The organism is uncultured Phocaeicola sp., from assembly GCF_948499155.1.
In the GTDB taxonomy this organism is placed as follows: domain Bacteria; phylum Bacteroidota; class Bacteroidia; order Bacteroidales; family Bacteroidaceae; genus Phocaeicola; species Phocaeicola faecalis.
Map to the genome: position 1 here is coordinate 18,848 of NZ_CAOOSE010000037.1, position 13,105 is coordinate 31,952.

Annotated in this window: 9 protein-coding genes and 1 tRNA gene; 6 read left to right on the forward strand and 4 right to left on the reverse strand. The window is 39.9% G+C overall.

Annotated features, from left to right (window positions below; all coding sequences use genetic code 11):
- The first annotated feature begins 13 nt into the window (after positions 1-13).
- Entirely contained in the window at positions 14-2,059 is a 2,046-nt protein-coding gene (locus tag QYT14_RS17515; RefSeq protein WP_288326194.1) for a HAMP domain-containing sensor histidine kinase, read from the forward strand.
- A 151-nt stretch (positions 2,060-2,210) separates the two neighbouring features.
- Here the strand turns inward: QYT14_RS17515 and QYT14_RS17520 are convergent, their stop codons facing one another.
- Positions 2,211-2,822, reverse strand: a complete 612-nt coding sequence (locus tag QYT14_RS17520; RefSeq protein WP_237040689.1) for an FKBP-type peptidyl-prolyl cis-trans isomerase — start codon at positions 2,820-2,822, stop codon at positions 2,211-2,213.
- Between the two features lie 10 nt (positions 2,823-2,832).
- The gene (locus tag QYT14_RS17525) at positions 2,833-4,374 is read right to left on the reverse strand and encodes a glycine--tRNA ligase (protein WP_237040688.1); all 1,542 of its coding nucleotides are present in this window, start codon (positions 4,372-4,374) and stop codon (positions 2,833-2,835) included.
- A gap of 151 nt (positions 4,375-4,525) precedes the next feature.
- On the opposite strand from QYT14_RS17525, the gene QYT14_RS17530 reads away from it, so the two are divergent.
- The 4 genes from QYT14_RS17530 (at position 4,526) to QYT14_RS17545 (ending at position 9,292) form a co-directional block, all read left to right on the forward strand.
- Positions 4,526-7,237: a DNA gyrase/topoisomerase IV subunit A gene (locus QYT14_RS17530; protein ID WP_288326196.1), complete on the forward strand. Its 2,712-nt coding sequence runs from the start codon at positions 4,526-4,528 to the stop codon at positions 7,235-7,237.
- 3 nt (positions 7,238-7,240) lie between these two features.
- Positions 7,241-8,086, forward strand: coding sequence for a DUF3316 domain-containing protein (locus QYT14_RS17535; RefSeq protein ID WP_288326200.1), 846 nt, complete (start codon positions 7,241-7,243; stop codon positions 8,084-8,086).
- 7 nt (positions 8,087-8,093) lie between these two features.
- Positions 8,094-9,125, forward strand: coding sequence for a S41 family peptidase (locus QYT14_RS17540; RefSeq protein ID WP_288326202.1), 1,032 nt, complete (start codon positions 8,094-8,096; stop codon positions 9,123-9,125).
- A gap of 85 nt (positions 9,126-9,210) precedes the next feature.
- Positions 9,211-9,292 (forward strand) — tRNA-Leu (locus QYT14_RS17545).
- A gap of 86 nt (positions 9,293-9,378) precedes the next feature.
- Here QYT14_RS17545 and QYT14_RS17550 read toward each other — a convergent pair.
- Together QYT14_RS17550 and QYT14_RS17555 are read right to left on the reverse strand one after the other, a co-directional pair.
- On the reverse strand, positions 9,379-10,218 hold the full coding sequence (locus QYT14_RS17550; protein WP_289307143.1) for a HAMP domain-containing sensor histidine kinase: 840 nt from the start codon (positions 10,216-10,218) through the stop codon (positions 9,379-9,381).
- Positions 10,219-10,467: 249 nt separating this feature from the next.
- Positions 10,468-12,177 (reverse strand): response regulator transcription factor, encoded by a 1,710-nt coding sequence (locus QYT14_RS17555; RefSeq protein WP_289307502.1) that lies wholly within the window; start codon positions 12,175-12,177, stop codon positions 10,468-10,470.
- Positions 12,178-12,341: 164 nt separating this feature from the next.
- Here QYT14_RS17555 and QYT14_RS17560 point away from each other — a divergent pair, with 164 nt between their 5' ends.
- Positions 12,342-12,986 (forward strand): MarC family protein, encoded by a 645-nt coding sequence (locus QYT14_RS17560; RefSeq protein ID WP_237040682.1) that lies wholly within the window; start codon positions 12,342-12,344, stop codon positions 12,984-12,986.
- Positions 12,987-13,105 lie beyond the last annotated feature (119 nt).

Sequence of the window (13,105 nt, forward strand, 5' to 3'; positions counted from 1 at the left end):
TTGTCTTTCTACTATGACCGCAGCAAACCTGAATGCTGTGAAGGATAGTCTTGTGCATGAACTGTCCTTAGTGAAAACCCCTCAAGACAGTATTCCCATCCTCTATCACCTGTTCGACATTTCAACCAGCAAAGGCAACAGAACTGAAACAATCGCACTCTTGTTTTCAACCGCCGCAAGAGCCAATGACGTATCTACCGAACTGGATGTGCTCCGCACCTGCTGCAATATGAGTACGAATAATGATTCATTAATGAACCTATGTCTTCAAAACACTCAAGCCCTTCCGCAAAGCAATGAAAGAGACGAAGCCATTACCTTTATTGAAATAAACAAAGTTTCTCTGAAAACCCGCACTGCTCCGGAAGCTGAGAAAATCCAAACATTACAAAGACTCATAAAAGAGTATCAACAAGGAGTGCAACAGTCCAACCTGTATGATGAAATAAAGCAACTTTATACTTTATGCCTCTATCTGTCTCATTCTACAACAGGTGAACTCTATACCGAATATCTGGAGAAACTGCATATACTTATCAATAAACTGCTGGCTGACGGAAGAAAAGTCTTACCTAATCTTTACTACACACAACTGGCTATCATTTACACTCAAAATCATCAATATCAAAAAGCAATTGAGACTGATAAAGAATTGATAAAAATCATACATCATCTGGAACACGAGTATAAAAGCAAAGGCCGTATATTCAGAAATTATGATATTGCGTATTACAATTGCTATAGGCGTATACTCAGAAATTATCCGGGCCTTTCTCCCGAAGAAATTGAATATTACTATCAACAAATTATCGATATCACTTTACGAAACAAGAACGTAGCAAAGGATTTCGAGGAGTCACAGCGCCCACTTATCTACTATTTAATAGCCAAAAAAGAATACGCACAAGTTTTACCCATAATAAAAAAGGTATATAGCAATCATAATAACCGAAAACAGAAGATGGAGCTTTTGCAATTTACAATAGAAGCAGCAAAGGCAGTCAATGATAAAGCAACCCTGCTGCAATCAACAACAGAATACAATGCTTATCTAGAGGAATATAACAAACTGAAAGCAACAGAAAAATACAAGGAACTGCAAATCCTTTATGATGTAAACGAGCTTAAAGCCGAGAATGCACAATTGGAACTGGAAAAGAAGCAAGCCGAAATAGACTCCGGCCGGCTCATTATTCATATCACATTTATAGCCATCACGGTCTTACTCTGTCTGTTGGCCATTGCATTATGGCTGTATTACCACACCCGGCAGCTTGCCCGCAGTCTGCAACACTCCAAGCAAAAACTTCAAGAGGAACAGGCGACTTTGCTACAGACACAAGAGGAGCTGACCACTGCACGCGACCAGGCTGAAAGCGCCAACCGCTTAAAGACTTTCTTTATCCAAAACATGAGTCATGAGATACGCACTCCACTCAATGCCATAGTAGGCTTTACCGAAATCATGGCCGAAAGTGCCAGACAAGAGCAACAAGAAGAATGGACAAACTATGCGGAATTAATCAGCAGTAACAGCGAGTTGTTACTTACACTGGTAGGAGATGTTCTGGATATAGCCCAAATGGAGTCAGGCGAAATCAAACTCAACCAACAACCTTGTTCCTTGCAAGCCGTGTGCAATATCTCCATAGACAGCGTGAAACATCGTTGTCCAAAGGATGTCAAGATGTATTTTCGAGAGAGCAATCAGGACTTTATTTTACAGACGGATGCAGTCCGTGTGGAACAAGTGCTCACCAACTTCCTAACAAATGCAGCCAAATTCACCACTAAGGGAGAGATTGTATTATCCTATGATATTGACGAAAGTCAGCAACAGGTCATTTTTTCTGTAACGGATACCGGCATTGGTGTTCCTGAAGATAAAGCAGAAGTCATATTTGAACGTTTTGAAAAGCTGGACTCTTTTGTGCAGGGTACAGGACTCGGTTTACATATCTGCCGATTGATAGCCAAACTCTTACAAGGAAAGGTGATGGTGGACACCTCGTACACACAGGGAGCCAGATTCATATTCATTCACCCCATCAAACAATAAAAAGCAAGATTACCCTTCCATGCTCCAAGCATATATAAATAAAGAAGGTGTGTCAAAATTCCAGTGCAACTGTCATTTTAACACACCCTTACTATTTATACGCTTTGATATATTTCCCGTGCTTCAAATCTTCTATTCAAAGATTCCTACATCACTCAGCATCCAAGGCCGGCTCCACACTTTTACCTTTTGATGCCAAAGGAATAAGCTTCACCAAGTCCACATCAAAAAATAAGGTAGAATAGCCCGGTATCGAACCGCTCCCTGTTTCTTCATAAGCAAGTTCAGAAGGAATATAAAGTTCCCATCTGGAGCCTACGGTCATATTCATAAGAGCTGTTGTCCACCCAACGATAACCTGACTCACTGCAAATTCGGCCGGAACAGCAGTGCTCGGATCCAATTCTCCTTTATAGCTTTGGTCAAAAACAGTCCCGTTTATTAACTTGCCCCGATAATTAACCGCCACAGTATCCGTAAACAGAGGTCTTTCTCCTTCTCCGTTGTCTATAATCTTACAATAAACATACTCGTTCACTTTTCCCTGCTCATTCAAGCCCAAAGGAGGAAGTTTATAGGAACGGATGATTTTCCATTCGCCCGGATTCGCTTTTGCCTCAGCCGCAATGGAGTCCAAATATTTCTGATTACGTTCCTGCCAGTTTGCATAAGGATTTTCTTCACCATCCGACTCACTACATGAAACAACAGCAAAAGAAGCGGCAAACAACAGGCTAATCAGCCAAAGAATACTTTTATTCATACATTATTAATTATTGCAGAGTCTTCAACAGACTTGTTATACTTACTTTATCGGCAATGATATTGTTCAGTTCCGAAATAGCGACACGTTCCTGCTGCATAGTATCGCGGTTGCGCAATGTCACACAATTATCTTCGAGTGTCTGATGATCCACCGTAATACAATAAGGAGTACCGATAGCATCCTGACGGCGATAGCGCTTACCGATGCTGTCCTTTTCATCGTATTGACAATGGAAATGGAACTTCAAATTATCCATGATTTCACGCGCTTTTTCAGGCAAGCCATCCTTCTTAACCAGCGGCATAACAGCCAATTTTACCGGTGCCAATGCTGCAGGCAATTTCAGAACGACACGAGTTTCGCCATTTTCCAACTTTTCTTCTGTATAAGCAGCACTCATGATGCTCAGGAACATACGGTCTACACCAATCGATGTTTCAATAACATACGGAGTATAACTTTCGTTCAATTCCGGATCGAAATATTTGATGCTTTTACCCGAGAATTTCTCGTGCTGGCTTAAGTCAAAATTAGTACGGCTATGAATACCCTCCACTTCTTTAAATCCGAAAGGCATCAGGAATTCAATATCCGTTGCAGCATTAGCATAATGAGCCAATTTATCATGGTCGTGATAACGATAATGGTCATCGCCAAATCCTAATGCTTTATGCCATTTCAAGCGAGTTGCCTTCCATGTCTTAAACCAATCAAGTTCGGTACCCGGTTTTACAAAGAATTGCATCTCCATCTGTTCAAACTCACGCATACGGAAGATAAACTGACGGGCAACGATTTCGTTACGGAACGCCTTACCAATCTGGGCAATACCGAAAGGTATCTTCATACGGCCTGTCTTCTGCACATTAAGATAATTCACAAAAATACCCTGTGCCGTTTCAGGACGAAGATAAATCTTCATTGAACCATCAGCAGTAGAACCCATTTCGGTAGTAAACATCAGATTGAACTGACGCACTTCTGTCCAGTTCTTTGTACCCGAAATAGGACAAACGATTTCCTCATCCAAAATAATCTGGCGGAGTTCATTCAAATCATTATCATTTAATGCTTTTGCAAAACGTTCGTGGAGCGCATCGCGTTTAGCCTGATGCTCCAGCACACGCGCATTGGTGCTGCGGAACTGAGCTTCATCAAAAGCTTCTCCGAATTTCTTGGCAGCTTTGGCTACTTCTTTATTTATCTTATCGTCGTATTTAGCCAGTTGATCTTCAATCAAGACATCGGCACGATAGCGTTTCTTCGAGTCGCGGTTATCAATCAAGGGATCATTGAAAGCATCAACGTGTCCCGATGCTTTCCAGATAGTAGGGTGCATAAAGATTGCCGAATCAATACCTACAATATTTTCGTGCAATAAAACCATGCTCTGCCACCAATATTGTTTGATGTTATTCTTCAACTCTACTCCCATCTGACCGTAATCATAGACAGCACCTAATCCGTCATAAATATCGCTTGACGGAAATACAAAACCATACTCTTTACAGTGAGAAACTAATTTCTTAAAAACATCTTCTTGTGCCATTTTCCTTTTATGTTTATTCTTACACTTTTGTTGTTTTTCCTGTTGTCGTCCCTTAATTAGGACGAAATAATGTGCAAAGTAAATGATTTTTTTCAATAAAAATCGTATTTTTGCGTGCATATCAGCAGAACATTAAGGAATTTAAATATATATGAGCGAAGATATTATCGATAAAGAAGAACAGAACGATGAAAATACTCCCGTAGTGGAAAACCAACATTCAGACTATCGGCCTGCAGATACCAAGAATGAATCTGTCAAGCACCAATTAAGTGGCATGTATCAAAACTGGTTCTTGGATTATGCTTCTTATGTCATCTTGGAACGTGCCGTTCCTCATATCAATGACGGGCTTAAACCGGTTCAAAGACGTATCCTTCACAGCATGAAGCGATTGGATGACGGGCGTTATAACAAAGTGGCCAACATTGTAGGCCACACCATGCAGTTCCATCCTCACGGTGACGCTTCTATCGGTGACGCACTGGTGCAATTAGGACAAAAGGACTTGTTGATTGACTGCCAGGGAAACTGGGGCAACATTCTGACCGGCGACGGTGCAGCAGCTCCCCGTTACATTGAAGCCCGACTTTCAAAGTTTGCCCTTGACGTGGTCTTTAACCCCAAAACCACCGAATGGCAATCTTCATACGATGGTCGGAACAAAGAGCCTATCACACTACCGGTCAAGTTTCCACTTCTTCTCGCTCAGGGAGTGGAAGGCATTGCCGTAGGGCTTTCTTCAAAGATTCTTCCGCATAACTTTAACGATTTATGCAATGCGTCTATCGCCTATCTGCGCGAAGAAGAGTTTAAACTATACCCTGATTTCCAAACCGGAGGTTCTATCGATGTATCCCGTTATAATGACGGAGAGCGTGGCGGGGTGGTGAAAGTACGCGCTAAAATAAATAAGTTGGACAACAAGACGCTGGCCATTACGGAAATTCCGTATGGAAAAACAACCTCGTCACTGATAGAATCCATCTTGAAAGCTGTTGAAAAAGGGAAGATAAAAGTCCGTAAGGTAGATGATAACACGGCAGAAAAAGTAGAAATATTGGTACACCTCGCTCCCGGAGTATCTTCCGACAAAACACTGGATGCCTTATATGCATTTACAGACTGTGAGGTCAGCATATCGCCCAACTGCTGCGTGATTGATGCACGCAAACCGCACTTCCTCACTGTCAGTGACGTATTGAAAAAATCAGTGAACAATACATTGTCGCTACTTCGCCAGGAACTGGAAATACGCAAAGGCGAACTTCTGGAGAATCTTCATTTTGCTTCTCTTGAAAAGATATTCATCGAAGAACGTATTTACAAAGACGTAAAGTTCGAACAATCTGAAGACATGGATGCCGCTTGTGCACACATTGACGAACGTTTGACTCCATTCTATCCGCAATTCATCCGGGAAGTGACCAAAGAGGACATCCTGAAATTGTTGGAAATCAAAATGGCGCGTATCCTAAAATTCAATAAAGACAAGGCGGATGAAAACATCGCCCGCATCAAAGAAGAGATAGAAGACATTAATGATAAACTTGCACATATCGTCGATTACACCATCAATTGGTATGAAATGCTGAAAGAAAAATATGGCAAAAATTATCCGAGACGCACAGAACTGCGCAATTTTGATACCATAGAGGCAGCAAAAGTAGTCGAAGCCAACGAGAAGCTCTATATCAACCGCGAGGAGGGCTTCATCGGCACAAGCCTGAAGAAAGATGAGTTTGTGGCCAATTGCTCGGATATTGATGATGTGATTATTTTCTATAAAGACGGAAAATACAAAGTGGTCCGTGTAGCCGACAAGATGTTTATCGGTAAAAACGTATTATACGTAAACGTTTTCAAAAAGAACGACAAACGCACCATTTACAATGTGGTATATCGCGATGGTAAAGACGGATTCCATTATATAAAGCGGTTCAATATCACTTCAATTACCCGTGACCGCGAATACGATGTGACTCAGGGAGCTCCCGGTTCGCGTATCATCTATTTCACGGCTAACCCTAACGGTGAAGCAGAAGTCATCAAGATAACACTAAAACCGAATCCGCGCATCAAGAAGATAATCTATGAAAAAGATTTCAGTGATATCAATATCAAGGGACGCCAGTCCATGGGTAATATCCTGAGTAAATATGAGGTACATAAGATTGCTTTGAAGCAGCGTGGCGGCTCTACTCTGGGAGGGCGTAAAGTGTGGTTTGACCATGACGTCTTACGACTGAATTATGACGAGCGTGGCCAATACCTTGGAGAATTCCAAAGTGACGACCTCATTTTGATAGTTCAGGACAACGGAGAGTTCTATACCACTAACTTTGACTTGAACAATCATTATGACCCGGGAATCCGTGTAATTGAAAAATTCGATGCCAACAAAGTCTGGTCGGCAGCACTCTATGACGCTGACCAACAAGGCTATCCTTATTTAAAGCGATTCACCTTTGAAGCGACTTCCAAGAAGCTCAACTACCTAGGCGAAAACAAAGACAGCCGCCTGATTCTGTTGACCAGCATCGTCTATCCGCGCGTACAAATCATCTTTGGCGGTCACGATAGCTTCCGCGAAGCTCTGGAGATTGATGTCGAAGAGTTTATCGGTGTAAAAAGCTATAAAGCAAAAGGAAAACGAATAACCACGTATGCAGTGGAATCCATCAACGAGCTGCCCCCTGTCCGTTTCCCCGACGAATCCACTTCTGCAGAAGAAGATAACGAGGGAGAAAACGAAGAAGATAATAACGACAATAACGAAGAGACAATGATAGAAGACCCTGACCATGGTAAAAGTGAGTCGGATATCATAGATGAGATAACCGGTCAAATGAAACTATTTTAATCCATGAAAAGAATCATCTTATTATTGTTGCTATCGCTCTCTATTCTTGGGACTAAAGCACAAGAAGACAGTTTGCAGGCAAACCGATACGTCATGCGGGCTACCCTCTATGGAGCAGGGTATACTAATATCCTCGACACCTATCTCTCTCCGGTAGAATATACCGGTCCTGAGATTCGCATCCTGAGAGAAAGTATGAGAATGACCAAACTACTGGACGGCAACGTATCTGCACAAAGTCTATTTCAGATTAATCTGTCACTGACAGACAATAAAGCCGAAACAGGCAGTGAACTGGCAGGACTAATCAACTGGAATTATGCTTGGCACTATCAGTTCAAGCTGACAGAAAGCCTGAAAATCCTTGCCGGCCCCATGATTGACTTGAACGGAGGATTTGTATATAACACAAGAAACTCCAACAATCCCGCACAAGCCAAAGCGTATGTGAATATTGCAGGCTCCGGCATGGTTATCTACCGTTTTCACATCGGTAACTATCCCCTGATAGCACGTTATCAGGCCAACGTGCCTTTGATGGGACTTATGTTTTCACCTGAATATGGACAATCTTATTATGAGATTTTCAATTTGAAGCATGGAGGAAAAAATATTCTTTTCACCTCTTTGCACAATCAACCGGCACTTCGCCAACTGCTCACACTCGACTTTCCTATAGGCAACATGAATGTGCGGGCAGGATATATTTGTGATATTCAGCAGGCCAAAGTCAATCACTTGAAAAGTCACACTTGGTCTCATGTATTCATGCTGGGCTTTGTGAAGAATTTCTATCTGATAAAAAACAAAAATAAAGTAGGAATGTCCCCAAAGGTCAGCCCATATTAAACTGTATATGATAAAGAAAATATTCAAACACCTTGCTATCTTCCTCCTGATGCTTCTCTCAGGCACTTCCTGCATCACCGAAGATACTTTCAATGATTCTCCCGATGGAAACTTCGAAGCTTTATGGAAAATCATTGACGAACACTATTGCTTTCTAGAATATAAGAATCAGGAATACGGATTAGATTGGAATAAAATCCATTCCGACTATAAGAATCGGCTCACTCCCGGCATGAGTAATGAACAACTCTTCGATGTTTTATCGGAAATGCTAAATGAACTGCGGGACGGACATGTCAATCTGGTTTCAAAAGATCGTACCTCCCAATATCGGGAGTGGTATGACAGTTATCCGCGCAATTTTGATGATAGCATCCAAAGTCGCTATTTAGGAAAGGATTATAATACTGCCTCAGGACTTAAATATCAGATTTTAGAAGATAATATAGCCTATGTATATTGTGGAAGTTTCCAGTCGGGCATCGGTTCCGGCAATCTGGATCAAATTCTCAGCAAATTGGCCATCTGCAATGGCTTAATCCTTGACGTCCGCAATAACGGAGGAGGCAACCTCACTACTGCCGAGAAACTGGCAGAACGCTTTACCAACGAAAAAAAACTGATAGGCTATATGTCCTACAAAACCGGCCCCGGTCATAATGAGTTCTCCACCCCCGAAGCCGTATATCTTGAGCCACCTATGGATCGTGTACGTTGGCAGAAACATACCGTCATATTGACCAATCGCCGGTCATATAGTGCCACCAATGATTTTGTAAACCGCATGAAACAATTAGACAGAGTCACCGTCATCGGCGACAAAACCGGTGGCGGTTCAGGTCTCCCCTTCTCTTCCGAGCTCCCCAATGGTTGGTCTGTCCGCTTCTCTGCAAGCCCGATGTATGACCCGAACATGAAACATTTGGAGTTCGGTATTAAACCGGATAAAAAAGTGGATATCACCTCCGAAGATTACAACAAAGGAATTGATACTATTATTGAAACTGCACGTGAATATTTACACAATCACGAACGATAAAGGATTATATGCATTTTATGATAAAATAATTTGGTTATTTCAGAAGTAAGCATTACCTTTGCAACCGCTTACCGAAAGGATTGCCGCGCCTGTGGCGTAATTGGTAGCCGCGCCAGACTTAGGATCTGGTGTCGTGAGACGTGTAGGTTCGAGTCCTATCAGGCGCACAAATTCCATGTAAAAGGAATAAAGCCTCGCTAGATGTTAATTTAGTGAGGTTTTATTTTTTCAGACTACCTCCCCGAACACGGCATTAATTCTGTGACATCAAATATGCATTGTCTTTCTCCTTACTGCAGCAAACAGGATGACAGGGTACTTCAATCCAGAATTTACTTCCTACATTTAGCTCCGATTCAACCCCTATACGGCCTCCCATTTGTTCTACCATCGATTTGCAAATAGACAATCCGATGCCGATTCCCTGAACAAAAGAGTCCACCTTTTCAAAACGGTCAAACACCTTATTCAATTTATTAGAAGGAATTCCACAACCGGTATCTGTAACGCTTAGTATAACTGCTGTCTCCTTCACCTCATAAGTAATTTTAATATGTCCCTGCGAAGTATACTTTAATGCATTCATTACAAAATGCTCTAGAATCTGTGTAACACGCTTCTTGTCCAATTCAGCCCAATAATCATTCTCCGGCTTTTTAACAATAACTTTTACCTTATCATTCACTCTGGATTCACATTTCATAGCAATCTCCCTCATAAGTTCTGAAAGATTAAAAGACGAAACATGTAAACAGACATAACCGGATTCAATCTTTGCTAAATCCAATATATTATCAACAAGATTAAGCAATAATTCATTGTTTGCATTGATTATTTGTGAATATTGCTTCCGCTCTGAAGCATCTCTTGACTCTATCAATAGATTAGAGAACCCGACAATGGCATTCAGAGGAGTGCGTATCTCATGACTTATATTAGCCAAGAAAGCAGCTTTAAGCTGATTTGATTTTTCTTCCCTTTCTTTTGCAGTATTCTTCTCTATAGCCAGCTCACGCCTTAATTGGATATTTTCTTTCTCCAATTCATCCATTTTTACTACATAAGAATGATATTCAAGCAACGTTCTATCCAATTCGGAACGATATCTTCTATATGCTTTAGCAAAATAAATGAAAATTATAATTAAGAAGAATATTAATAATAGGCTCAGATATACCACATAATTCATTTTCTACATCTAATAACGTTATACATAGTTTTCGATGCAAAAAAAACAATCATATACGAAAAATATATTTAGAGAAACATTCTATTTATAAAGATTTGTTCAGAAGATATAAATAATAGTTCTTTCGCATTGATAATCAGGCAATTATACACTCTATTCTTTTTGTGCACTTTTAAATTCAAAAGGAGTCATTCCTGTTCTTTTCTTAAACAGATTATTAAAAGTAGGCATACTGTTGAAACCAGAATCTTCCGCTATCGCCTTCATCGTATAATTGGGATGCTCATTCAACAACTGAATAGCATGGTTTAAGCGCAAATTATTTATATATCCACTTAAGTTACCACCTGTATTTTCTTTTATCATTCTGGCAAAACGAGCATAGTTCAAATGTACGATTCTCGCCAAATCATCCCTCGATAAATTGGGTAACAAATATAATTTCTCATGAAGAATAGTTTCATTCAATTTATTAAACAATACTCTATTTTCTTCCCTCTCCATACCATTTTCTGATAAAGTTTTCCCCTCCCGGTTTTCATCCGATAAAGGCTCAGGCGCAATCTCATCATTCTCTTTTGGAGATAACTGTTCATTTATAAGGCGTACAAGCACCTTATTTTTAGATTTGATAGTACGATTATACTTCCAGCTTTTCCAAAGGAAAAAAGACATCAGCAAAATAAACCCGATTGCAAAAAAAAGAAATATGGTATGCATCTTTAATCGAAAGTCCTGCTTCGCTATCTGTTTATCCCTTTCGTTCACCTTATAAACTGCATCCAACTCCAAAGCTGCATTTCTTACTTCATCTCTATACATATGAGTGACAATATTAAGAATAGACTCGCGTAATTCCGCCACTTTCTTAAAGTCATTCAGACCTGCGTAGGCTGCTACTTCTTTTTGGAGAACACTTAAATATTGTTGATTAAGAGTATCTTGACTTTTCAAAACATTCTTAAAATCTTCACATTTTTCCAATACCTCCTTATAACGCTTGGTCAAAAGCAAATAGGGAGCAGCATCACATTTACCGTCAGGAGTCAAAGCAGCCTTTGTTGAACTATATTTCTTGAAATAATTATCAGCTTCTTCATATTTTTGCATCTTAAATGCTACATAAGCAAGCTTGACATATACATAAGAATATTGTAAATCAATAAATGAATCTGGATACTCTTTGGAAGCAGCCATTCTATGTATCAGGCTCTCACGCTCCAATCCTATTAAAAGAACTTTATCATAACAACCGTCAGAAAGAAGATAAGTCATTTTCAACCCATAAAAATAAGAAAGCATCTGCATGGAAATCACATCATTCTCTCCTTTTACCAGATTTATTGCCTGATCAAAATAATCATACCCTTCCTTTTTAAAGCCAAGTACCTTTTTATTTTCTCCCAAGCAAAATAATAATTTACCTTCAGCTCTCTTATCTCCGTTTTTACGTGCTAGGGCAATTCCCTCTGTAGCATATCGCATACTCTGCTCAAACCAACTCAATAAGAATGAAACTTCAGCCAAATCTATCGTCATTTGTAAAAAATGAGACGAATCTGTACCTTGAATAGAATCAGCAACATAAGCTTTTCGAGTATAAACGAATGCAGATTTATTCATATACATATTCCGATAAGCCCTGCCACGTAAATCATTTATAATATTCAAGGGCATGCTATTCAAATTCTCCGCTTCATCAAGCAATTCCAAAGCACGTTTGGGCTCCTCAACATAAATTTTCGTAATATATTCCTCTGTATAGTATTCGTGATTCGGCAATACATTTTCTTGTGCAATAACAGATTGCACACCTGCAAAGAACCATGCATACACAAGTATTATTAAGTAATAGTAGTTCATTTGATGATGTTAGATTCTGAGACAAAGATAAAATTTAATCCAATATACAGCAAATGCACTAAAGTTATTATATAAAAAATCTTCTTTCAAAAATATATCATTACTTTATTGGGCTATCTGCTAATTAAAAACTACATTTGCGCATAACCTAAAAAATAACACTCATGGATACACTTTTACCGTATGCATTGCTATGCTTTACTTCATTTTTCACATTAACAAACCCACTGGGTACCATGCCGGTCTTTTTAACAATGACTAAAGGAATGTCTGACGAAGAGCGACAACACATCGTCAAACGTGCTACCATCATTTCGTTTATAACCCTTCTTGCCTTTACTTTCTCCGGGCAATTTCTTTTTAAGTTCTTCGGTATATCCACCAATGGTTTCCGAATAGCAGCAGGATTTATAATATTAAAGATTGGTTACGATATGCTTCAGGCGCGTTTTACCAATACAAAGCTAAAGGATGAAGAAATCAAAACCTATGCAAATGATATTTCCATTACTCCCCTTTCCATTCCTATGCTATGTGGCCCGGGCGCGATTGCGAATGGCATCATGTTAATGGATGATGCTAATACATGGACTATGAAGGGCATATTAGTAGGAATGATTGCTTTGATTTATTTCATTACCTACCTTATATTAAGAGCTTCAACACGATTGGTCAATATTCTAGGAGAAACAGGAAACAATGTAATGATGCGCCTCATGGGACTTATTCTGATGGTTATCGCTGTAGAATGTTTTGTAAGTGGATTACGACCTATTTTAATCGATATCATACAGATGAGCAGAATGTAATTTTTCCCCCATTCCAAGCTATATGAAAAGACTCTCCTCCTACTAAAAAAAGGAGGAGAAAAATAAAGAAGCCTCCGAATCATTTGACTGACTCGGAGGCTTTCATTAAAACGGCAGCT